At 59.2% G+C, this 25095-nt stretch carries 13 protein-coding genes and 1 pseudogene; 11 read left to right on the top strand and 3 right to left on the bottom strand.

Annotated features, from left to right (window positions below; genetic code table 11):
* The first annotated feature begins 262 nt into the window (after window positions 1-262).
* The 6 genes and pseudogenes from NVV72_00925 (at window position 263) to NVV72_00900 (ending at window position 10000) form a co-directional block, all read left to right on the top strand.
* A complete protein-coding gene (locus tag NVV72_00925) occupies window positions 263-2923 on the top strand; it encodes a TonB-dependent receptor (GenBank protein ID MCR6657956.1) in 2661 nt (886 codons plus the stop codon).
* A gap of 184 nt (window positions 2924-3107) precedes the next feature.
* Window positions 3108-5390 carry an alpha-N-acetylglucosaminidase gene (locus tag NVV72_00920; protein MCR6657955.1) on the top strand — a complete coding sequence of 761 codons (2283 nt, stop codon included), beginning with the start codon at window positions 3108-3110 and terminating at the stop codon, window positions 5388-5390.
* The gene (locus tag NVV72_00915; protein ID MCR6657954.1) at window positions 5387-6499 is read left to right on the top strand and encodes a heparan-alpha-glucosaminide N-acetyltransferase domain-containing protein; all 1113 of its coding nucleotides are present in this window, start codon (window positions 5387-5389) and stop codon (window positions 6497-6499) included. The genes NVV72_00920 and NVV72_00915 overlap by 4 nt, the downstream gene beginning before the upstream one ends.
* A 10-nt stretch (window positions 6500-6509) precedes the next feature.
* On the top strand, window positions 6510-7403 hold the full coding sequence (locus NVV72_00910) for an ATPase (protein MCR6657953.1): 894 nt from the start codon (window positions 6510-6512) through the stop codon (window positions 7401-7403).
* 35 nt (window positions 7404-7438) lie between these two features.
* A pseudogene (locus tag NVV72_00905) lies at window positions 7439-8177 on the top strand (GntR family transcriptional regulator).
* Between the two features lie 257 nt (window positions 8178-8434).
* Window positions 8435-10000 carry an alpha-N-arabinofuranosidase gene (locus NVV72_00900; protein MCR6657952.1) on the top strand — a complete coding sequence of 522 codons (1566 nt, stop codon included), beginning with the start codon at window positions 8435-8437 and terminating at the stop codon, window positions 9998-10000.
* A 56-nt stretch (window positions 10001-10056) separates the two neighbouring features.
* Here NVV72_00900 and NVV72_00895 read toward each other — a convergent pair whose 3' ends face one another.
* Entirely contained in the window at window positions 10057-10800 is a 744-nt protein-coding gene (locus tag NVV72_00895; protein ID MCR6657951.1) for an FCD domain-containing protein, read from the bottom strand.
* A 730-nt stretch (window positions 10801-11530) separates the two neighbouring features.
* Here NVV72_00895 and NVV72_00890 point away from each other — a divergent pair.
* The 4 genes from NVV72_00890 (at window position 11531) to NVV72_00875 (ending at window position 19521) form a co-directional block, all read left to right on the top strand.
* Window positions 11531-14629 (top strand): TonB-dependent receptor, encoded by a 3099-nt coding sequence (locus tag NVV72_00890; GenBank protein MCR6657950.1) that lies wholly within the window; start codon window positions 11531-11533, stop codon window positions 14627-14629.
* A 203-nt stretch (window positions 14630-14832) separates the two neighbouring features.
* A complete protein-coding gene (locus NVV72_00885) occupies window positions 14833-16344 on the top strand; it encodes a tryptophan 7-halogenase (protein MCR6657949.1) in 1512 nt (503 codons plus the stop codon).
* A gap of 19 nt (window positions 16345-16363) precedes the next feature.
* The gene (locus tag NVV72_00880) at window positions 16364-18535 is read left to right on the top strand and encodes a GH92 family glycosyl hydrolase (GenBank protein MCR6657948.1); all 2172 of its coding nucleotides are present in this window, start codon (window positions 16364-16366) and stop codon (window positions 18533-18535) included.
* Window positions 18536-18555: 20 nt separating this feature from the next.
* Window positions 18556-19521 (top strand): family 43 glycosylhydrolase, encoded by a 966-nt coding sequence (locus NVV72_00875; protein ID MCR6657947.1) that lies wholly within the window; start codon window positions 18556-18558, stop codon window positions 19519-19521.
* Between the two features lie 39 nt (window positions 19522-19560).
* On the opposite strand, the gene NVV72_00870 is transcribed toward NVV72_00875, so the two are convergent.
* Together NVV72_00870 and NVV72_00865 are read right to left on the bottom strand one after the other, a co-directional pair.
* Window positions 19561-21294 carry a DUF4982 domain-containing protein gene (locus NVV72_00870; protein ID MCR6657946.1) on the bottom strand — a complete coding sequence of 578 codons (1734 nt, stop codon included), beginning with the start codon at window positions 21292-21294 and terminating at the stop codon, window positions 19561-19563.
* On the bottom strand, window positions 21279-22061 hold the full coding sequence (locus NVV72_00865; protein MCR6657945.1) for a hypothetical protein: 783 nt from the start codon (window positions 22059-22061) through the stop codon (window positions 21279-21281). Before NVV72_00865 ends, NVV72_00870 begins: the two co-directional genes overlap by 16 nt.
* A 259-nt stretch (window positions 22062-22320) precedes the next feature.
* Here NVV72_00865 and NVV72_00860 point away from each other — a divergent pair, with 259 nt between their 5' ends.
* Window positions 22321-25092, top strand: a complete 2772-nt coding sequence (locus NVV72_00860; protein ID MCR6657944.1) for a glycosyl hydrolase 115 family protein — start codon at window positions 22321-22323, stop codon at window positions 25090-25092.
* Window positions 25093-25095: the final 3 nt, after the last annotated feature.

Genomic DNA, 25095 nt, shown 5'->3' with positions numbered 1-25095 from the left:
GAAAACATCTTACTGTTAAGCCAATTTAAAATCTGTAGAGCTCGACAAAAAAATGTCACGCTGCCAATAATGAAATTGACAGGCCAATTTGCCAGCCATAGTCTCGATTTTACAATTGGCGCTCCAATACGGTCCTAATGGTATCGTCTCCCGCCAAATTGGTTTGAAGGCTGAAACATGACACCTGTCACATCAGAAACAGACCGGCCCACGCATACCTAAACGCCGGCTGTTCGCGACTTAATCTAAAAGGGGATAGACTATGACGTTCAAGAACTACGCTTTACTCAGCACGGCTCTCGCGGGCCTGCTCACTGTTTCTTCGGCCATGGCCCAGGAAGCGACCGCGCCCGCAGCGCCCGCCGATGATACCACCGAAGTGGTCGTGACCGGCTTTCGCAAAAGCCTCGCCTCGGCTCTGAAGAACAAGAAGAATGACACGCGGGTCTCTGACGGTATTTCATCTGAAGACCTTGGCAAGTTCCCCAGCGAAAACATTGCCGAAGCGATCCAGCGCATTCCGGGCGTGCAAATGGCGAACGTCAATGGTCGCGGCGCGACAATCAGTATTCGTGGGCTTGGTCCGCAATATGCCATGACGACCGTTAACGGCCAAAGTTTTGCAAGTGCCGATTTTAACGACGGCTTCCGCTATGACATTATTCAAACCGAACTGGCCAGCAGCATTCAGGTTTACAAATCCCCAACCGCAGATATGGACGCCGGCGGTCTGGCCGGCACTGTAAATATCGAGACAGTTCACCCGCTCGATAAGAAGGGCCGCGAACTGGTTGTCTCGGTTAAGGGGCAGAAGGCGAACAATGCCAAGGGCGGGATAACCCCAAAAGCCAGCATTTCTTATGTTGACCAGTTTGACGGTGGGAAGCTCGGTGTATTCCTCGGCGCCAATTACCAGGAACTGAGTGACCGCGCCGATTATCTGTTTATGGACCGTTGGTTTACTTCCGCCAATGCCGACGGAACGACACTCTATACGCCTCGCCGTATCCGCTATCGCCGCATTGATCGTGACACTCTGCGTCAGCAGTTCAACGTTGCCGTTCAGTACAGGCCGGTCGCCGGCCTAGAACTGGGCCTTTCGGCGATCCATTCAAAAGATAATACCCGCTATGATACTATCCAGCAGGTTTTCCTGTTTAATCAGAGCAATATCACGACCCAGGACAGTGACGGCCTGACCGCCCTCAAGACGACCCAGACCAACTATACCGCGGAAAATAACCGTCAACTGGAAACCCGCAATCTGTCAAGCGAGGCCCTGACCGGCACTGTCAAGTGGACAGGCTTCGACAACTGGACCCTCAAGGGTGTGCTGCACTATACGCAGGGCAAGGCTTACCTGACCGAAGAGGCCGCCATTCTCGGCATCAATATCGCCTCGTCGACCCTTGATATGAGCGACCCTAACGATATCCAATTCACCACGTCGAACGATCTGTCCGACGCAGCGTCCTATGACAGCGCGCTTCTGACGCGTAACGAATATCCGGACGGCGCCCAGCACGCCAATATTTCCGACGAGGTCGCTGCCCAGTTCGATGCCACGCGCTGGATCGACATGGGCATATTGAGCTCGGTGTCCTTCGGCGGCAAGGTCAAGCGCGATACCCTGTCGCGTTATTCGACCCGCCGTGATCTTGATGGAAGCCTGTCGGCCGCCGATACGCCGGCCAGCCCTGTATCAACCACGATCGTCGACAACTTCCTGGATGGCGCGGATTCGGTTGACCGTACCTGGGCGGTGCCGGATATCGTCGCTTACCGGGCGGCTTTGGCCGCATCGGGCATCAATGTGCCGACCGTCTTCGATCCAACAGGTAGCTACAGCGTCAGCCGTAACATCTCGTCGGTCTACGCCATGGCCAATCTGAAGGGCGATGTTTTCAACGTGCCATTCCACGGCAATCTCGGTATCCGCTACGAGGATACCAAACAGTTGGTGAACGGCTATCTGGCGTCAGGTTCCAATCCAGTGAATTCGAACGTCTCGCTGGTAACGGGCACCTATTCGACGCCAACCGATTACGACAACGTCCTGCCGTCGGCCAACTTTGTTTTCAACCTGACGCCTGACCTGCTTATCCGTGCGGCGGCGGCCAAGGTTCTGGTCCGTCCGATTCTCGACACCAATTCCAATCTGGCGACGACGATCAGCACCGGCACGAATTCGGACGGTGTAACAGTCAATACCATTGCGCTGGGCGCAGCCACCCTGAAACCTCTGACAGCTAACCAGTTCGATCTCGGTATCGAGTGGTACTATGGTGATGGCAACGGGTTGAGCCTCTCCGGCTTCCTGAAAGACGTCAAGAACGGTACCTATTCATCCCTGGTTTGTCCGGCATCTTTCGATGGAACGGCGCTTTCGACCAACAGTGATGGCGACTGTGTCTCTACGACGGGCGCTATCTACGACATAACTGAAACAAAGAACGATACCTCGGTTGTCAAGATCAAGGGCTTCGAAATCAACTGGCAGCAATCGTTCGACCAGTGGCTTCCGGTTAAGGGCTTTGGTGTAACCAGCAACTACACGCACGTCGAGCCATCCAGCAAGGGCACGTCCGGTTTCCATCTCGCCAATCTGTCGGAAAACACATTTAATGCGACAGGTTATTGGGAAAACAAGACCTTCAGCGCCCGTCTTTCGGCCAATTACCGCAGTGCCTATACACAGACCAGTGCAGAAAGCTTCTTCGCACGTGAAGGCCACACGATCCGCGGCCGCACCCTCTACGACCTGACACTCGGTTATAATATCAACAGCCGTCTCAGCGCGTCCTTCGGTGCGCTCAACATCACCAATGAGAAGGAAGAGGCATATAAGGACATCGAGAGCCGCTGGCAGATGACCAGCGTCACCGGTTCCTCATACTATATCAGCCTTCAATACAAGATGTAGGCGAGCGCTCGGGGTGAGGTAGCCATCTAAGCCCCGCGCTTTCGTCATGCATGGCCCGTTGGGAGAGGTTTAAAGTATTTCCTCCCCCTGCTTCCCTCCGCGGGTCAAACCCGGACAGTGTAATGTGTGCCATTACGCTGTCCGGACTTTCTGTCTATACTGAATGGATTTTGGGATTTCGCCTATGCCTTACCCGCTCTCACGTCGCCAGGCGCTCCTGCAGTCCCTCGGCCTGGCCGGCCTGGCGCTGCTTCCGGGGAAAGCTGCGCAGGCCGGTGAGGCGACGGCTGCCAGTGGTGTGCTGACGCGACTGATCGGCAGGTCGGCAAAATCGGTTATTTTCAAACTGTCTCCTATGTCCGGTCAACGACCCTGGTACAGCGTGGCCGCGCGTGGCGGCAAGCTGATGGTGACCGGTTCAAGTCCCGTGGCGGTGACGCGCGGGGTTTACAGCTATCTGAAACAAAACGGTTTGGCCGATATCAGTTGGGAAGGCGACCGTATCGGATTACCGGATCAGTGGCCGGCCACAGCGGAGCGCCGGGTTGAGACGCCCTTCCGCCACCGCGTCTATATGAACACCTGCACCTTCGGCTATACCACGCCCTGGTGGGGCTGGCCGCGCTGGGAGCGCGAGATCGACTGGATGGCGCTGCACGGCATTGATATGCCGCTGGCCATGGAAGGTCAGGAATTTGTCTGGCAGGCATTGTGGCGGGAAAACGGCCTGAGCGACGCTGAACTGGCGGCCTATTTCTCCGGGCCGGCCTTCACCCCTTGGCAACGCATGGGCAATATTGAAGGCTATGACACGCCGGTGCCACAGGCTTGGATCGTCAAGAAACGCGACCTGCAACGCCGCATTCTCGGGCGAATGCGCGAACTGGGCATGACGCCGATCCTGCCAGCCTTCGGCGGCTATGTGCCCAAGGCCTTCGCCGAAAAACATCCCGACGCGCGGATTTACAAGATGCGCGCCTGGGAAGGCTTCCACGAAACCTATTGGCTTGATCCGGCCGATCCCCTGTTTGCCAAACTGGCGGGGCGCTTCATCGCGCTTTACACCGAAACCTATGGCGAAGGGCAATATTACCTCGCCGACTCTTTCAATGAAATGCTGCCGCCAATTTCCGCCGATGGCTCCGATGCGGCAAAGGCCACCTATGGCGACGCCACGGCTAACGCGAAAGCCGCCGAGGCCGTAGATCCGGCGGTGAAGGCGGTGCGTTCGGCTGATTATGGCGCGGCGATCTATCAGTCGATCCGTCAGGCGCGGCCCGATGCCGTGTGGGTGATGCAAGGCTGGCTGTTCGGCGCCGACCGCGACTTCTGGTCGAGCGACGCCATTGGCGCCTTCCTGAGCCGCGTGCCTGATGACAAGCTGATGGTACTGGATATCGGCAATGACCGCTACCCCGATGTCTGGACCCGCGCCGACGCCTTCAAGGGCAAATCTTGGATATACGGCTATGTCCATAATTACGGTGGCTCCAACCCTGTCTATGGCGATCTCGACTTTTACCGCACCGATCTGGCAGCCATCAGGGGCAGTGACAAGACGCGCAATCTCGCGGGCTTCGGTGTCTTCCCGGAAGGTCTTCACAGCAACAGCGTCGTCTATGAATATCTCTATGACCTGGCCTGGGAAGATGCGGCGCCCGCCGACTGGCTCAAGGTCTATACCCGCGCCCGCTATGGCCAGACCTCGCCGGCCCTGCTGGCGGCCTGGGGCAATCTGCAAGCCGCCGTCTACCAGACGCGCTACTGGACGCCGCGTTGGTGGAAAAGCCGCGCCGGCGCCTATCTGTTCTTCAAGCGCCCCACAATAGACGCGACGGAATTTCCGCCGCTGCCGGGCAATCCGCTATTGCTGAAGCAGGCTGTGGAGCAGTTCCTGGCCTTGGCACCAGATCTGGCCGGCTCGAAGCTGTTCCGTAACGATATCATCGATGCTGTGCGCCATCTGGCCGGTTTTGAGATCGATTCCATTTTGCAGGCGGCGATCACCGCTTACAAGGCCGGTGATCTGGCGGGCGGCGATGCGGCCGTCAAGCATCTGAGCGATCTGGCCCGCCGCGTCGATGCGCTGCTGGGCACGCAGCAGGAAACCCTGTCGAGCTGGATCGACGATGCCCGCGCCTATGGCGATACGCCGGCGGAAAGCGCCTATTATGTCGAAAACGCCAAGGCGCAGGTGACGGTGTGGGGCGGCAAGGGCAATCTCAACGACTATGCCTCCAAGGCCTGGCAAGGGCTTTATGCCAACTTCTACCTGCCGCGATGGACGCAGTTCCTGAGCGCTTTACGTCAGTCGGTCGTCGCGCAAACGCCCTTCGATCAGGCCGCTTTCACGGCCGCCATCACCGACTGGGAGCATGAGTGGGTCAAGGCCGATACCACCTACACCCGACAGGTGCCTGCCGATCCGCTGGCGGATGTCAAATCCCTGCTGGAGGCCTGCGCATGAAGCCCGCGCGTTACAAATCCCTGGATGTCTTCCGCGGCCTGACCGTCTGCATCATGATCGTCGTCAATACGGCCGGCGCCGGAGCGGAACCCTTCGCCACCCTGCAACACGCCCAGTGGTTCGGCTTTACCCTGGCCGATGTTGTTTTCCCGTCCTTCCTGTTCGCCGTCGGCAACGCCATGAGCTTCGCCATGAAGCCTGGCGTCAGCCACCAGGACTATCTGCTGAAGGTGTTGAAGCGCACGGCGATCATCTTCCTGCTCGGCTACCTCATGTACTGGTTCCCGTTCGTCCACCAGCAGGCCGACGGAAGCTGGGTGTTCAATCCAATCGGCGAGACCCGCATCATGGGCGTGCTGCAACGCATCGCCCTGTGCTTTGGCATTGCCGCCATTGCCTGCCGCTATCTGTCGGTCAAATACCTGATCGCATTGTGTGTTTTGCTTCTGGTCGGTTACTGGTCGATCCTGATGATGTTCGGCGTACCCGGCCAGCAACTGACGCCGCTCGGCAATGCCGGCGCACTGCTCGATCAGGCGGTGCTCGGTATCAACCATATGTACCGCAAGGGGCACGGTTATGATCCGGAAGGCCTGTTGAGCACCTTGCCCGCCATCGTGAATGTGATCGCCGGCTATCTGGCAGGACGCTATATCAGCCGCAGCGAAAACAAGTCGCTTCTGGTGCGCAATCTGCTGATCGGCGGTGCGGTGTTCGTCGCGGTCGGCCTGCTGTGGAGCCTCGGTTTCCCGCTCGCCAAACGCATCTGGACCAGTTCCTTCGTGCTGCTGACCATCGGTATCGACCTGGTGATCCTGGGTGGACTGATCAGCTATGTCGAGATCGCCGGACAAACCCGCGGCACTAAATTCTTCGAAATCTTCGGGCGCAATCCGCTGGCCATTTATCTGTTCTCGGAACTGTTCGTCACCGTGCTCCAGATGATCAAGGTGGGCGGAGAGGGGCTCTATGACTGGATCGGCATTCACCTGTTCCAGGCGGTTGTTCCCGGTGCGCTCGGTTCTCTGGCCTGCGCCGTCGCCTATATGCTGGTCTGCTGGGGCTTAGGCTATCTGCTCGACCGCAAGAATATCATTATCAAGATCTGAGTTTACTATCATGTTACAAAACAATACGCCCCTTTATTATATCGGCATCGATGGCGGCGGCACCAAATGTCGCGCCCGCCTGAAAAACCGGGCCGGAAAAATTCTCGGCGAAGGCCTGGGCGGTGCCTCCAATATTCGCCTGGGCCTTGTCACGGTCTGGCAGAATATCATGGTCGCCGTTGACGAAGCCCTGGCGCAGGCCCAGCTTTCCCACGCCGATCTGCCGGATATCCACATTGGCATGGGACTGGCCGGCATTACCACCGAGATGAATGCCCAGGTCACGATCGATTCCGGGCCGGACTTTGGCCGCATTTACGCGGCGAGCGACGCCCATGCCGCCTGCCTTGGGGCCTTTTCCGGACGCGACGGCGCCATACTGATCGCCGGCACGGGCAGCGCCGGCTATGCCTTCGTGGATGGTGTCGGCCATGCTGTCGGCGGCTGGGGTTTCGAGGTGGGGGACGATGGCTCCGCCGCTGGGCTTGGGCGTGCGGCCCTGCGGGCGGCCTTGCGTGGTTATGACCAGATCGCGCCGTCCAGCGCCTTTACGCGCGACGTCATCGCCTCCTTCGGCGGCAATCCGGCCGACGTCATCGCCTTCGTCACCACGGCCACGCCCAGCGATTTCGGCACGCTCGCCCCCATGATCATGGAAGCCGCAGACGCCGGTGACCCAATCGCTACCGGACTTGTGCGGGATGTGGCCGATGATATTGGCCGCTATATCGCGCGTCTGAGTGATATCGGCGCCTCACGCATCGCCCTGGTCGGCGGATTGGCCGAACCGATCCTGCCTTGGCTGGGAGAAGAGGCGAGACGCCTGCTGACGCCGGCCGAACAGGATGCCGTGGAAGGGGCGCTGCTGCTGGCCCACGGCGCCGATAATGGTCTGAACAGATGAATACATCGGTCCCCCATTCCAACCTGACCGGTCGGTTGTCCTTGCGTGACACGCTGGGAAACCTGGCAAGCGAAGATCCCGCACCTTTGTATATTCAATTGCAGAACAGCCTGCGCCGGGCCATCCATACCGGCGCCCTGGCCGTTAATGATGTCCTGCCCGCTGAGCGGCAGATCGCCGAGGATTTCGACATTGCGCGGATCACGGTCCGCAAGGCGATCGAGGGACTGGCCGCGGAGGGCCTGATCGCGCGCCGCCGGGGGGCCGGCACTTTTGTTATTCGGCGCCTGGAGAAGAATTTCGCCAAGCTGTCCTCCTTCAGCGAGGATATGCTGGCGCGCGGCAGCACGCCGCGCTCGGAATGGCTGAGCAAGACTCGCGGTACGGTCACACCAGAGGAATCGCTCTCCCTGGGGTTGTCGCCTGGTTCGGAGGTCTGCCGGTTTGTGCGCCTGCGTTATGCCGACAATACGCTGATGGCGCTGGAATACACCACCATTCCCGCCTTCTGCCTGCCACCGCTCGGATTGATCACCTCTTCGCTTTACGCCGCCCTGGATTTGACCGGGCATCGTCCGGTGCGCGCCCTGCAGCGCCTGAGAGCGATATCACTGGCGGCGGAACAGGCAGAAAAAGCTTGAGTTGGCGCCGGGTGAGGCCGGTCTGTTCATCGAGCGTCGCGGTTTCCTGAACGATGGCCGGACCTGCGAACTCAGCCACTCCTATTATCGCGGCGACGCCTATGATGTGGTCGCGGAACTGAGCCAGCACTGATGAAATGCAGGCACACATATTTGCGAAACTGCCGCCGATCACCCTGTCGGAAGCGTTTACCCCTCCGGTTCCGGCCGGGTGGGTTTCTGGGATGATCGGCTCTTGGGCGCCTTTGCCGGCTACCGGCAGAGGCGCCTTTTTTATCCAGCAACCCTGGCCGCTCGCAATAATCACCGGCAGACGCTGATTAACGATTGCGCCTGTCATGGCTTTCGATTAAATTGTCTGACTATAATATATAATAGAGGAAATGTGATATGAAATTCAGATCCCTGGTCTCCACGGCCTGTCTGTCGCTTGCTTTGGCGGCGGGCGCCTTTCAGATTGCCAATGCCGATACCCTGCGCGCTGATGCGGCGCTGAAAGCGGACGAAAACGGCGGCACGATCAGCCGCTATATTTACGGACAATTCTCCGAACACCTGGGCGGCGGCATCTATGATGGTATCTGGGTCGGGCCGGACTCGAAGATTCCCAATGTCCGCGGCATCCGCAGCGACGTTGTGGCGGCGCTGAAGGACCTGCATGTACCGGTCGTGCGCTGGCCGGGCGGCTGCTTCGCCGATGAATATGATTGGCGCGACGGCATCGGTCCGCGTGACCAGCGCCCGGTACGCAAGAACAACTGGTGGGGCGATGCGCCGGAAACCAACCAGTTCGGTACGCACGAATTCATGGACTTCATCGACCAGATCGGCTCCGAAGCCTATCTCTCGGTCAATGTCGGGTCTTCCTCGCCGAAGGATATGCGCGAGTGGGTGGAGTACATGACCTCGCCGGGCAACGATACCCTGGCCAATGAGCGCCGCAAGAATGGTCGTGACGCGCCGTGGAAGGTGGCCTTCTGGGGAATCGGCAATGAAAGCTGGGGTTGCGGCGGCCAGATGCGTCCGGAATATTATGCCGATGAATATCGCCGCTTCCAGGCATTTTTCCACAAGAGTGACACCAATCGGGGCCTGAAGATCGCTTCGGGCGCCAATGCCGAGCACTATGAATGGACGGATACTCTGATGAAGATGGCGGGCGGGGAGATGGATGGCATTTCCCTGCATTACTACACCCTGCCGACCGGTGACTGGAACGCTAAGGGGGCGGCGACCGGCTTCAGCACCGACCAGTGGGTCAGTACCTTCTCACGCACGTTGAAGATGGAAGAGATCATCAGCAAGCACGAAGCGATCATGGACAAGTACGACCCGCAAAAGCGCGTCGGCCTGTTCGTCGATGAATGGGGCACTTGGTATGACGTGGAAAAGGGCACCAATCCCGGCTTCCTGTACCAGAAGAATACCTTGCGCGATGCCGTGTTGGCTGCCGCCAATTTCAACATCTTCCATCACCATGTTGACCGCGTGAAGATGACCAGCATCGCCCAGACGATCAACGTCCTTCAGGCCATGATCCTGACCGATAAGGACAAGATCGAGCTGACGCCGACCTATTACGCTTTCAAGATGTATGTGCCCTTCCAGGACGCGACGGCCCTGCCTCTGACCTTTACGGCGCCGCAATACAGCGCCGGCGGCACTACTATTCCCGCGTTCAATGCCTCGGCGGCGCGCGGTAAGGACGGTCACGTCTATATCGGCATTGCCAATATGGACCCGGTCGACAATATCGTCCTGTCGGTCGATGTCAGCGGGCTTAAGGTGACCAAGGTTGGCGGCCAGGTGCTCACAGCGGACAAGATGGATGCCGCCAATCTGCCTGGCGTAAAGGCCGCGGTCGCGCCTGTCGACTATACGGGTGGCAAGATCAAGGGCAACCAATTGACCCTCGACATTCCGTCGAAGTCTGTTGTTGTCGTGCAGTTGAACTAGGCCGGAGGTGCGGTGGGCGGCTTTTGCGGCCCGCCGCATACCTATTCTGCTGTGCCTCAGCCGGCTTCGCTGCCGTCATTCATCTGGGATTCCAGGAACTTGCGCACATTTTCAATATGGCGCCACATGGCGACATAGGCCCCTTCCGGGTCGCGGCGCATCAGGGCGTCTACCAGTTCGTTGTGGTCCATAACCCAGCGGTCGCGGTAGTTCGGGTCGCGGATACGCTCGCTGAGGCGCGCCCATAGCGGATTGTTTTCCCGGCGATTGCGCAGTTGCTGGACGACGGCCACCAGTTCCATGTTCTGCGTGGCGCGGGCGATCGTCAGGTGGAAGCGGATATCCATGGCTTCCTTGACCTCGCCATAAGGGGCGCGCTGATGATCTTCGTAGGCTTCGGAAATGGCCTTAAGGTCGAAATCGGTGGCATAGGTCGCGGCCAGGCGGGCGATATGGCTTTCCAGCCATTGCCGGGCCTGGAGCAATTCGAACGGACCGGCAGCGGGCAGGGCCTCCGGCATCTGGCTGGCCGGGATGTCGTTCAGTTTCAGGGCCTGCGCCTCCCGGGCACGGCGTGTAACATAGATGCCGGAGCCCTGGCGGACCTCGACAAGGCCTTTGACTTCGAGCATGACCAGTGCATCACGAATGACCGCGCGGCCGACATCGTAGGCCGCCGCCAGTTCGCGTTCGCTGGGCAGGCGTTCCACGGCCTTGAACTCACCGGCCATAATGCGTTCGATCAGGTCCTGGCCCACAGCCTGGTAAAAGCGCGGTTCCTTGTCGGGGGATGTGATCATTTTGGCCTTTTTCGGGGTTAAGGCGGGCTTGGCTGTGCGGGCGTTCGCATCACCCGCACGGGACGCCGGCAATATGGCGTGTCCCTCAGGCACGTACAATGGCTTTTTTTTTCGAATCGGTCATCCAATTTCGCCCTGTTTATCGACCGTAAGCTGAATGACGCGGTGTCGCATCTCAGCGGTCCATCCTGTTTTTGTGTGGGCTGTTATCGCTCACATTGGTCTGTAACTCAACAGTGTGGGGTATTTGGATAACCAATTTGTGAAATTCGTCAAGAGTGTGTCAATTTTTTGAAGCGGCTGAAGGTGGCTTAATAATTTGAATTATAATGGGAAAATTTTTTTTGGCCAACCAATTTGGAAAAAATGGAGGGCGATATCAAGAAATATTGGTTGATCTATTTTGCGAAAAGCATATATTGTGTGACAAAAGAGATAAACCAAACAGGGTTCGCCGAAATGCTTATAAGTGAGTCAGGCTAGTTGGTAAGAAGGCATGATCGGTCGGCGGGTATCCGACCACATGCACGATGTGAAATGCGAGACCGTCAAATTGGTTGATGTGTCGCGTGCCATGAATTCAGTTTTCTAGTGTGATCTGCCGGCTGCAAATTGCGGGGGCGATAATAAGGTCCATCGCGACTGCGGCGGGCGTGCGTATTGGCTCAACCTGAATTCTGCGGGCTTACCGCGCAGATTTCAGAATAATCAAGAATAAAGGGAACAAAAAATGCTAAAGAAACACATTATCCTGGCAGGAGCGGCGACAGCGGCCTTGCTGATCGGCTCGTCGGCCTTTGCGCAAACGGCTTCAGGCACAGCGGATGCGACCGCTCAGGCATCCCCGTCAGATACGACCGAAGTCGTGGTAACCGGTTTCCGCAAAAGCTATGCGGACGCAGTAAAGTCCAAGCGTAACAATATCGAAATTACCGACGGTATCTCCTCGGACGGTCTGGGGCGCTTTCCGGATCTGAACGTGGGTGAAGCCCTGCAGCGCGTGCCGGGCGTCCAGATCAACCGTGAAGCCGAAGGCCGCAACGCCACCATCAACCTGCGCGGTATGCCGGGTTCCTATGCCCGCACCACACTGAATGGCCAGGCGTTTGCTGATCCGCCCTCCCTGAGCGACGACTCCTCCGGTCCGCTGGGCGCCTTCAATTCGGACATCTTCAGCGCCTTCATGATCGAGAAGTCGCCCATGGCCAATGCCCAGTCTGGCGGTCTTTCGGGCAATATCGACATGCAGATTGCGCCCGCCCTGTCGCGCAAGGATGGCGGCTTCGCCAAGGCGGCCTACGAATATAATACGCTTGGTAAGCTGTCGTCGCCGGCCTTTACCCTGGGCTACAACAAGCATATCAGTCCGACGCTCGCCGTTTTCGGAACGCTTGCCTATAAGCACGAAAACTTCCGCCGCGATACGCTGCGTTTCAACACCTACAGCGTTCTCACCGCTCAGGGGACGGGGCTTTCCGCCAGCGATTTTGCGTCAAAATACGGCGCCTTCTATTCGCCGACGGCCTGCACCAGCTCGGGAACGGCCTTCTGTCGCTCTCTGGGCAGCGCTCTGAACATGAGCGATGCTGACGCGGCTGCCTACGTCAACAGCACGACGGGTTCAAAGGGTACGGCCGGCGCCTGGTATGACAGCGCCCTGCGTCAGTATACCCGCGTGAACGAGGGCGACCTGTGGACCGGCTCCGCCGGACTGGAATGGAAGCCCAATGACGAAACCAAGCTCGGTATCGTCGGCTTCTATACCGATCGTAACCTGCCGAAGACGACGCAGTATTTCCTGATCAACTCGATGTGGGATGGCGCGGGTACTGTGGCCACGAATGGCGATCCGGTGGCGACCTCCGACGGACGCTATCTCTATCCTGACATCACGATGACCAACTTCCCTGCCAAGTCATCGACGCGTCTGTATTCGCAACATCAGCAGTCCAAGGGGCTCGTCGCCAATGCCGACTGGCGCAATGAAAAGTGGCGTGCGGCAGGCGTTCTGTCGATTTCGAACGGCCTGAGTTCGTCGCTTGAGACCGAGCTCGATCTGCAGACCAATCCCAATTACGCGGGCGGAACAAACGGCATTACAGCCAATTTCAACACCGGCCTGGGCAGCTTGAGCGATTTCAACTACGCCGTTACGCCGACGCCGCAGAACGCCATTTTCAATTATGCGTTCCACGATGCAACAGCATCTACCGTTGTAGGTGGTGTGCCTTGCCAACAATCCGCTACATTCGTGACAAACGCATGGAACTGGACGTCTTGCGACCCGGAGAATCTGAATACGGCGGATGGTGCCTATACTCTCAACATTTCCGGTTCCGAGAGCTACGCCTACAATCAGGTCAATTCGGCTCAGTTCGATCTTGAACGCTTTGTAGAGCTTGGTCCGATCACCAGCATCCAGGGCGGGGTGCGCCTTGAGCAGAACCGCTTCAAGTCCAAGGGCTTCCGTAACATGGCTTACGGTATCGATACGACCAAGATCACGCAAGACATGATCATGGCGGCCCCGTCGATCGATGATTTCATGGACGGCGACGCGGCTATCTCCAAGAACTGGCAGGTTATCGACCCTGAGAAGTTCCTGTCCGCCGTGACGCCGGTGACCGCTTACAAAGGTGGCGGGTTGTCCGGCGTCGGTCTGAATATCCTCTATGCCGATGGCGCCTTTGCCAATTACAACTACACCAACAGCAACGACCTCACCGAAGCCTATATCCAGGCCAAGTACGACACCCAGATCATCGGGCATCGTGTTCGCGGTAACTTCGGTGTGCGCTATGAAGACACGGCCAACACGATACAAACGCTCGACCAGACCTCTGCATTTGCTGACGGCGTAGGCTCACTGTCAAATTACAGCCTGCACGAAATCAAGAATAAGTATCATTACTGGTTGCCGTCGGCCATCTTTGCGGCCGATATCCAGGAAAATCTGGTTCTTCGCGGCGCCTACTACAAGACCTATGTCCGTCCGCAGGCGCGCCAGTATTCTCCGGTTTCTATCTTCGGGCAACCCGTGCGTGACGGCAGTTCATCGACGCCATCGATGGAAATTGACAATGCATCCGTCAGGATCGGAAATAACCAGCTCCATCCCTATCTGGCCGATTCCTACGACCTCTCCCTGGAATGGTACAACCGCCCGAACAGCCTGATCTCCCTGGCCTATTTCGACAAGAAGATCACGGGACGCATTGCCGGCACCAGCGATCCGGCCATTCTGTGCCCGGCTGATGGCTCCAACTGGGGGTATGGCGCGCTTAACTGGAACGGCACAAACTGTATCGCCACCAGCCTGAGCAGCAGCACGAAGACCGTCTACATCTACGCCTCCGGCAGCTACAATCTGGACAAGCCGACCTATGTGCATGGTCTTGAGTTCAACATCCAGCAGAACCTGGACTTCCTGCCGGGCTTCTGGAAGAACTTCGGCGGCAACTTCAACTATGCCTTCACGCAGGCAAAGAGCCCGTCGCTGGCGCCGTTCCCAGGCATCTCGAAACATACCTATAATGTCATCGGTTATTACGAGACCACAAAGTGGGGCGTTCGCGCCACCTATAACTGGCGTTCGGACTATGCGCTCAATGCCAACGGCACCTACAGCGGCAGCGCCCGTTCGGTCAAGGCCCGTGGCCAGCTCGATCTCTCCGCGTCATATAATGTTAATGACCGGATTACCGTATCCCTGGATGCGTACAACATGACGAACTCGAAGCGCTTTGAATACGAAAACGACTACAAGCTGGTTCGCTGGATCGACTACGACGGCAGCACATACACCCTGACCGTCAAGGCCAACTTCTAGTTCTGCTTACCGTGCGGGTGGGCTTTCCCTACTGCCCGCACATTTGGGACCTCCAGGCGTCAATCTGCCCTATCTCCCCGATTGACGCCCACCTTCCCAGAAGCCTGGCTCCCTTCCCCAGGGGCCAGGCTCTTTTTTGGAGTCGCTTTTCGCCAGGCTTTGTCGTTGGATGTAGTCAAGGGCGGGAAACCACAGGAGCCTGAATGCCTGAACCTATCCGAAAAATTGTAGTTGCCGGCGGTGGCACGGCCGGCTGGATGACGGCCGCCTGGTTCGCCCGGCTGTTGCACGGGACACCGGTTGAGATCGTTCTGGTGGAAAGCGATGAGATCGGCATTGTCGGGGTAGGGGAGGCTACAACGCCCTACCTGCATGTGTTTAATCAGGTCATGGGGATCGACGAAGACGACTTTCTGCGGTTCACCAGAGGGACGTTCAAGTTCGGTATCGAGTTCGTCAACTGGGGAAGGGTCGGCGGCGCCTATCACCATCCCTTTGGGGCGCCTGGCCGGGATTACGGCCCCTTGCCATTTCACAGTGTCTGGCTGCGGCACGCGCTCGTCAATCCGTCTGATACCCTTGAAGCCTATAATCTGCAAAGTCTGGCTGCCCGGCGTGGCAAATTCATGCGCCCTTCCGGGGCGAACTCGCCGCTGGCGGACCTCACCTATGCTTTCCATTTCGACGCCAGTCTGTACGCCAGGTATTTACGCCAGATATCGGAAGCCGCCGGTGTCCAGCGGATCGAGGGCAGGATCGAGCAGGTTCGGCTGACGGCCGACGGTTCGATCGAAGGTCTGTCCCTGAACCAGGGGCGATCCGTTGATGGTGACCTATTTATCGATTGCACCGGGTTCCGGTCGCTGCTTCTGGGCGAGGCGCTCGGTGTCGGGTTCGAGGACTGGTCGCACTGGCTGCCGTGCGATCGCGCCTGGGCCGTACCGACCGCCCGCGATGGCGCGCCTCTGCCCTTTACGCGGTCCACGGCGCGCGCATCGGGCTGGCAGTGGCGCATCCCCTTGCAGCACCGCGATGGCAATGGACTGGTTTTCGCCAGCGCCTTCATGGACGAGACACAGGCCGCCGATCAGTTGATGGCCAATCTTGAAGGCCCGGCCCTGGCCGATCCGCGTTTGATCCGTTTCCGCACCGGCCGACGAAAAAAGGTCTGGGAAAAGAACTGCGTCGCCATCGGCCTGGCCGCCGGTTTTCTGGAGCCGCTGGAATCGACCGCCATCATGCTGATCCAGAAGGCGATCGCCTACCTGCAATATCTCTTTCCGGACAAGGGCTTTTCCGATGCCGACCGCGACCTCTATAATGCGGATATGGGGCGTGAATATGAGGTTGTGCGCGATTTTCTCATCCTGCACTATCGGGCCGGCGAGCGCAGGGACTCTGATTTCTGGCGCTACTGTTCTGCCATGACCATTCCCGACAGCCTGCAAAATCGCATGGACCTTTTCCAGTCGCGCGGGCGTATTCAGGAGGTTCCCGGCGAACAGTTCCGCATTCAGAGTTGGCTGGCGGTGATGTGGGGGCAGGGCCTGCGGCCCGCGGCGCCTGATGCCCTGGCTATGACGCTTGACGAAGCAGCCGTGAACAAGTGGCTGGCGGAGATGCGTGAGGTGATCGCGCGATGCTGCGACTACATGCCGAGCCACAGCGACTTCATTGCCCAACATTGCGCCGCGAACCTGACCGCGCCTGAATGATAGAACTGGAAAAAGACGTATGAAGACCGCCCTGTTATGCGCCGTCGCCTGTTTATGGACGCTTCCGGCCTACGCCCAGACACCGCTCTACACCTACGTCAATCCGATGGTCGGCGTGGGGAATGACAATCAGGGCGATACGGTGCCGGGGCCGGCCCTGCCATCGGGCTCGATTCATCCCAGCCCGGAAACCCTGACCGGCAGCAATGCCGGTTACGACCCGGCGGCACAGATCAGCGGTTTTGGCCAGTTGCATACGCAGGGCTCCGGCGGGGTCACGACCTACGGCACCTTTCTGGTATCGCCGCAGGTCGGTGCGCCGGTCTTCGATGAGGCCGCTCACCTGTCCGCCAAGTCAGGTGAGCAGGCGGCGGCTGATCTGTACGCGGTGACGCTCGATCGCTACCAGACCCGCGTCGAGGTCACGCCTTCGCACTATGCCGCCATCTATCGCGTCAGCTTCCCCCAGACGGATCAGGCGCAACTCGTCTTCGACATCACGCGCAAGATCAAGGGGCTGGTGGCCTCCGATCAGGCCGATGTGACGCTCTATCCGGCGGAAGGCAAGATCATCGGTCATGTGAAGGCAAAGGGGTACTGGAATCCGGCCCTGGTCGATATCTGGTTCTGTGCCCAGGTCGATCAGAAACCGAAGGCCTGGGGTATTTTCAAGAACGGCGAAACCCTGTCCGGTGCGACCTCAGGCGCCGCCTCCGCCGATCGGAGGCTCGGTGCGTGGTGGTCATTCGATGCGCAAGATGGGAAGCCGGTGCTGATGAAGATCGCCGTCTCCTTCACTTCCGCTGAGAAGGCCGAGGCCCTGCTGGATCACGACATCCCCGCCTGGGATTTCGACGGCGTGCGTCAAGCTGCGCAAGACGCCTGGAACACCTCGCTCAGCCAGATCGAAATTTCCGATGTGCCGGAAGCGGATATGACGCGCTTCTATACAGCGCTTTACCACACGGCCATCCAGCCGCGCGATCGCTCGCTCGATCAGGCCGATGGCGATCTCGGTACGTCGCACTGGGACGACTACTACACCCTGTGGGACACCTATCGCACTGAATTTCCGCTCATGTCGCTGATCCGCCCGCGTGACTATGCCGGCAATATCGCCTCCATCGTCCATGCCTTCGATCGCTTCGGCGCTTTCGATACCGCCTTTATCGCCGGGCGGAACTACCATGTGGGGCAGGGCGGTGACGAGGTCGATAATGTCATTGGCGAGGGGCTGATCCGCGGCGTGCCCGGTGTCAACTGGTCGGATGCTTACCGTGTGACGCATTTCAATGCCTTTCAGCGCCGCAGCCCGCGCTATCTGAGCCAGCTCTATTTCGCCGTCGGTGACAAAAGCCCGGAACCGGATAACCAGCGCGCCCGTTCGGGATCATCGACCATCGGCTTCGCGCTCAATGACTTCTACGCCGGTAAGCTGGCGCAAGCCACTGGCCATGCGAACGAGGCGGCGGTGCTGGCCTCGCGTTCGAAGATGTGGCGTAATGTCTGGAATGCGAAAGCGGAAAGCGATGGCTATAAAGGTTTTATCCTCCCGAAACAGGCCGACGGCGCCTTCCAGGACATCGACCCGAAGCTGGGCTGGGATGGCAAGACCTACAACAATGTCGGTTTCTACGAAGGCACGGCGTGGATATATTCCTACGACATGCTGCATGATATCCCCGGCATGGTCGCAGCCATGGGCGGCCGCGAGATGTTCATCAGGCGTCTTCAGCACGCCCTGTCATCCGGCCTGATCGACATTACCAACGAGCCATCCTTCTCGACGCCGTGGCTGTTTAGTAATGTCGGCCGCCCCGATCTGAGCGCCTACTGGGCCAATGAAATTTTCAAGAAATTCCCCGCCGACGCCTATCCAGGTGATGAAGACAATGGCGCCATGAGTTCGCACTACGTCTTCAACCGTATCGGCCTGTTCCCGAAGCTGGGCACCGATCTGTTCTATCTGCACGGTCCGCATCAGCCCAAAACCGTTATCCATCTGGAAAGCAGCAAGGTTTTTACGATCATCGCCTGCAATACCGGCCCGGACCAGATCTATATACAGAGAGCCACTCTGAACGGCCGGCCGCTGAATGTCCCCTGGATTTCGCAGGTCCAAATCACGAAAGGCGGCACCCTTGAACTGACGCTGGGCAGCCAGCCCGGCCGTTGGGCGATGAAACCATAATCGTCAGGAGTCACAAGACTATGAAGACCAAAAGCAAATTGAAAACGGCAATAGGTATCATCCTGGGACTGGCTGTCTTTTCCACTGCGGCCCTGGCTTTTGTTGGCGCACCGATATCCACCCGTTTCAATGGCGACCCGTCGCCGCATTATTTCAAGGGGCGGTATTACCTGTACGCCACCAATGATCAGGATAATTCCGGCAAGTACTGGGACTCGACCGACTGGCGCGTCTTCAGTTCCAAGGATCTGGGCCACTGGCGGGACGATGGTTCTTTCCTGTCGGTGACGGTATTCAAGTGGGCGCGTCCTGATGCCAAGGCCTGGGCGCCGGAAGCCGCCTATCGCAACGGCAAATACTATTATTACGCCCCCGTCGGAGGCGATAAGATCGGTGTGGCCGTGTCGAAATCGCCGGAAGGGCCGTTTGTCGATGCCCGGACCGACGCCCTGATCGACAAGGCGCGCGATGCCAATGCCGGGGCCGAGCCGATCGACCCGACCGTGCTGATCGATGATGACGGCCAGGCCTATCTCGCCTTTGGCACGCGCGTGCCCAAGGTGGTCAAGCTGAAGCGCGACATGATCCATACCGATGGTCCCATCATGGATCTGGTCATCACCGGCTTCCCGTCGGATGATCCGAAGAAGACATACGGCGAGGCGCCCTTCTTCCACAAGCACAACGGGCTCTACTATTTCAGCTTCTCGACCGGCTGGCCGGGCCAGATCGTCTATGCCACCTCGAAGTCGCCAATGGGGCCCTATGCCTATCGCGGTGTGATCCTCGACTACCTGCCGATCTCGACCAATCACCAGGCGATCATTGAGCGCCAAGGCAAGTCGTGGCTGTTCTATCACAACAGCCTTCTGCCGGGCGGCGGCGACTATAAACGCTCCATCGCGATAGAGCCGATGACCTATAATCCGGACGGCACGATCAATGAGGTCCACCCGACCGCCAAGGCCGTGACCCCGATCAAATAACGAAAAGCCCCGGCAAATCTGCCGGGGCTTTTTCATTGCCTAGAGTTCCACCGGCAAGGGCACGTCCATCGCCTTGAGTGTCAACCGACCGGAGACGAGGCCGTTGCTGCGCGCAATCACGGTCACGGTGCCTGTGGCCTTACGCTGGCCTTGCAGGATCGCCTGGGCCAGACCGTTGAAGGCCATGCGCGAGGAGGCATGGTCGGGCTCGTGGCTGGTTGGGTTGCCATTGCCGACACCGATGATCCGGGCCGGGCCGTCGACATCGAAGTGGATCAGGTTGTCGGCGCGCGGCACAGGCACGCCGGCGCGGTCGAACACCTCGGCCTTCAGCATGATCACATCGCGGCCGTCGGCATTAAGGCCGGTGCGGTCCGCCGTCAGGGTGACGCTATAAGCGGGGTCGGCCGTCTTGCGCGTCTCTTTCATCACCACCTTGCCGTTCCTGTAGCCATAGGCGGTGATTGATCCGGGCGCATAGGGCACCGACCATTCAAGGTGGCGGTCCTTCATGACCGTCTTCTGCCCGGCGCTCTTGCCATTGACGAACAGTTCTACGGCATCAAGATTGGAATGGACCCAGACCGCGATATCCTGTCCTTCCTGGCCCTCCCAGTTCCAGTGCGGGAAGAGGTGCATGATTGGAGCCGACTGCCACCAGGATTTGTAGTAATAGTAGATATCTTTCGGGAAGCCGCAGGTATCCAGTATACCGAAGTGCGAGGAAATTTCCGGCCAGCGATTGAAGGGGGTCGGCTCACCGCGATAATCGAAGCCCGTCCAGACCAGCCCGCCAGAGAGATAGGGCTTGGAATTATAAAGCGTCCACCAGGCCTCGGCGGTCTTGGCGTATGAGGGGGCGTCAAGATCGTAGGCGCGCACATAGCCCTTCACGTCGTCCCGCACATATTCGCCGCGCGTCGAGACCGCGCTGGCCGTTTCCGTGCCGACGATCGGCATGTCCGGGTAAAGCTGGCGGAACGGCTCGATGTCCGATTCATGATAGTTGAAGCCCATCACGTCGAGCGCCGGGGTGATGCCGTGGCCCATATAGTGGTTCATGGCGGCGGTGATCGGCCGGGTCGGGTCGAGCGACTTGACCAGGCGGCGCATGTCCATGGCGATCTTTAAGCCTCGCTCGGTGCCCTGCTGCGCCGTTTCCTCATTGCCTATCGACCACAGGATGATGCTCGGATGATTGCGGTCGCGGCGGATAAGGGTTTCCAGTTGTTCGAGCCCGGTCGGTGTCGAGGTCATCATCCGGGTTTCATCGATCACCATCATGCCCAGCTCATCGCAGGCATCGAGCAGTTCCGGCGTTGGCGGGTTGTGCGAACAGCGCCAGGTGTTCGAGCCCATGTCCTTCAGTTGCTTCACGCGCCAGTATTGCAGGGCGTCCGGGATGGCCACACCGACGCCGGCATGATCCTGGTGGTTGTTGGTGCCCTTGATCTTCATTCCCTGGCCGTTGAGGAAGAAGCCCTCTTTCGCGTCGAAGCGGATGTCGCGCACGCCAAACCGGCTGCGGCAGGTGTCGATGACCGTATCGCCATCCTTCAGTTCGGTATGCACGGCATAGAGATGCGGATCATCCAGCGACCACAGCCGTACCAAGGAGAGGGCGCCGGCCTGGCTGAGCGTGGCGCTCTTGCGGGCTTGCACATCGACGGTGGCGGTCAGTTGCGTGACCGTTTTGCCGTCCCGATCCATCACGGTCGAGACTACCTGGAGGTGGCGGTCGTCATCGGTGGCATTGGTTACATCGGTGTCGATCGACAGCTTGCCGGTGGTATCTGAACGAATGCAGACGCCCCACTGATCGATATAGGTGCGCGCCGTCTTGACCAGCCAGACATGGCGGTAAATGCCGCCGCCTTCGTAGAACCAGCCTTCCCCAGGGTGGCGTCTGCACGGACCACAAGCACGTTTGGGCCATCGACATTGATGAAGTTGGAAATATCGACGGTTACCGGGCAGTAGCCGCTGTCATGACGCGTCAGGATATAGCCGTTGAAGATGATGGTGGCGTCGCGGAAAATGCCGTCGAACTCGATCGTCAGGCGCTTGGCGGCGTCGGCCTTGCTGAGGGTAAAGACCTTGCGATACCAGCCGATACTGTTTTCCGGGAATTTGCGCCCGACCGCCTTGTAGCCATGACCGGCGGCGGAATCACCATCCTCTGGGTTCGCCGGCGGTATGAAATAGTCGTTCTTGGCGAAGGGCAGGTCGACTACCCAGTCGTGCGGCAGGTTTATCGGTTGCCAGGTGCCGTCGTCGAAATCGAGCGCCGCGGCGGTGGCGACATTGGCACCCTGCTTGGCGAAGGTCTTCTGGTCGAGGCCAAAGTCAAAATCACGATGCACCTCGGTGGCGTGGCCGAGGGCAAAGCGCCAGCCGAAATCCAGCGACAGGCGTTCGCGCGGGGCGAGATCATCAGTGACTTGTGGTTTTTGCGGTGCGCTCCAGGCGGGTGCGGTAGCCAGCGGCACCGTCAGGGCGGCTGCGGTCTGGAGCAGGGTGCGGCGGCTGGGCTGTATCACGGCGAGTCCTTTTCGGGCGGCATTCGATGTTTTTTAGACCCTATAACTGGTTGACCAAATGATCAAGGTGGTAGCAATCAGGCTTTCAGGGGTGGAGTCATTTTAATGCGCTGCGTAGCGCGCGTCAGGTTTTTCTCTTGCCTTTGCGATGCTGATCTGCTGATAATTGGTCGATCAGTTTGGGGTGCTGCGCTGAAATACGAAAAATAGCCCTGGCCAGGATGAGGAAGCGTCAATGAAGCAAAGCCGGCGAATATGTGTGTCCGCTGTGGGCCTGATGGCCGCCACGATGGCAGGGGGCGCCTGGGCGCAATCGCCGGATTTCGCGCTTTATGATGGCAGGCATGTCGCCAGTCTCATCTACAGCGGAAAGGGCGCCACTGCCGGCCTGGCGGCGCGGATGCTGGCCGGTGACCTGCAAAAGATATCGGGCCAGGCGCCGGTCGTCGCGACCCGTCTCTCGGCATGCAAGCCCGACTGTGTGGTGATCGGCGATCTGGAAAGCCCGCTGGTGAAGCAACTGGCGCAAACCCATCATATTGATCTGACGGCCCTTTCGGGGGCGTGGGAGCGTTACGGACGCGTGGTCATCACCACACCGGCGCACCAGAATATCCTGCTGATCTACGGCGCCGATCGAAGAGGGATGATCTATGGCGTGGTCGATCTGACGCGAGAAATGGGTGTATCGGCCTGGGAATGGTGGGCCGATGTCTCGCCGCGCCGCGTCGAGCGCCTGCATGTGTCCGCTGCGCCCGTTGTGTCGAAAGCACCTTCCGTGACCTATCGCGGCCTCTTCCTCAATGACGAGGACTGGGGGCTGAAACCCTGGGCAGCCCAGACCTACGATCCGCAGACCGGCAATATCGGCCCGAAAACCTATGCCCGGATTTACGAGCTGATGTGGCGGCTGAAGGCCAATACCCTGTGGCCGGCCATGCACGATGTCTCGACGCCTTTTTACGATATCAAGGCCAATCCGAAACTGGCCAATGACTACGCTATCGTGATGGGCACCTCCCATTCCGAAGCCCTGATGCGTAACAATTTCGGCGAGTGGAACGAAAAGCAGGATGGTGATTTCAATATCTTTACCAATCGCAACCGCATGACGGCCTACTGGCAAAAGCGTGTGTCCGAGGTCAAGGGCTTCGATAATCTCTATACGGTGGGCCTGCGCGGCGTTCACGATACCCCGATGGAAGGCGCCGATACACTGGCGCAGGCGCGCGAGGGCCTGCAAATGGCACTCGACAGCGAACGCGATATCCTGAGCCGGACCTTAAGCAAGCCCGCCGACAAAATTCCGCAGACCATGACGCTCTATAAGGAGGTGCTTGATACCTACCAGTCTGGCTTCAAGGTGCCGGAAGACATTACGCTCCTGTGGCCTGATGATAATTACGGCTACATCCGCCAGTTGCCGACCGAGGCAGAAATCCAGCGCCCCGGCGGTACGGGTGTCTATTATCACCTATCCTACTGGGGGCAGCCGCACGATTATCTCTGGCTGGCCACTACCCATCCCGGTCTGATCGCCGAGGAAATGGGCAAGGCCTGGGCGCGTCAGTCGCGGCGCGAATGGATCTTCAATGTCGGCGATATCAAACCCGCCGAGTTTCTGACGCAGTACGCCCTCGACCTGGCTTTCGATGCGAATGAGTTCAAAACACCGCCGCGCGACGCTTTGCGCCGCTGGGCCGCGACACAGTTCGATGAGGGAAGCTCGACCGAAATTGCCGCCATACTGATGGATTATTACGACCTGGCCTTTGCCCGGCGGCCGGAATTCCTCGGCTGGAACGGTGTCGAGCCGGTGACTCGGCCGCAGACCGACGGCTTTATCGGCGAGGACGGTTACGAGGCGCAGGCCCGTCTGGCGGCCTATGCTCGCCTGACGAAGCGGGCAGAGGCGCTGGGCGCCACCTTGCCGGCGGACCGGCAGGCCGCCTATTTCGAGCTGGTGCTCTACCCGGTGCGCAGCGCCGGCAATCTCAACAAGCGTATCCTGTCGCTTGATCTGGCGGCGCTTTATGCGCGTGACGGCCGCGCCGGCGCCAACAGCTATGTCAAGGATGCGCAGGCGGCGCAGGCCGGCATTGATGCCGATACCGCCGCCTACAACGCCCTGGAAAACGGCAAATGGCGCCATATGATGGATGCCCGGCCTAGAGACCTGCCGGTCTTTACCCCGCCCGCCTGGCCGCACTATGCCGCCTCGGACCGGCCCGGCTGTGACCTGGCCTTTTCCGGCGGACGGGTGATCAATGCCCATGACTTCCCGCGCCTGACCTTTGTGCGGGGCGTGCCTGGCGATCAGGTGGTCGAGGTCTACAGCCGCGAGGCCGGGGATACCCCGGTAACGATTTCGCCGATCGCCGGTATCAGCGCCGATGCGACGCGCCTGACCCTCGATGAAGCGTCGCGCTGGCAGTCGCGCCCGGGATTCCACTGGAGCGGGCAGGGGCAATCCAGCCAGATGGCAATCACCTGCGGCGCCCAGACCTTCAAGGTGCCGGTCGATGTGGTGGACGGGCCTTCCGCACCGGTCAATGCCGTGGAGACAGAACGGAGGGTGACGGTCCCGGCGGCGTCGACCGCTTCGGGTGATTGGGAGGTGATTGATGAACTCGGCAGTCAGGGGCGCGTCCTGCGTTCGCGCCTCGACCTGCCGGGCCATCGCCAGCCGCAGGATGCCAAGCCTTTGAGCTACAAGGTCTTTACCACCACAGCCGGCGAGGCTGACCTGACCGTGATTGCCCTGCCCACCCATCCGCTGTCGCCGGAGACCGGGCTCAAGGTCGGTGTTCAGGTTGATGACGGTCCCATCCAGACGGTCGATTTCAAGACGGTCGGCCGCAGCGATACCTGGAAGCGCAATGTGCTGAGCAATACGGCGCTGGGTGAGGCGGGCAAGGTAAGCCTGTCGCGCGGCAACCATGTGGTGAAAATCTATGCCCTCGATCCGGGCGTGGTGCTGGATCGCATCGAATTGACCTTTGCCGGTGCGCCGCAGCGATATGCGCCTTGAGAT

The sequence above is a fragment of the Asticcacaulis sp. genome (genome assembly GCA_024707255.1).
In the GTDB taxonomy this organism is placed as follows: domain Bacteria; phylum Pseudomonadota; class Alphaproteobacteria; order Caulobacterales; family Caulobacteraceae; genus Asticcacaulis.
Note: the sequence above shows the minus strand (reverse complement) of the source record. Positions and strands in the feature narration are given on the sequence as shown.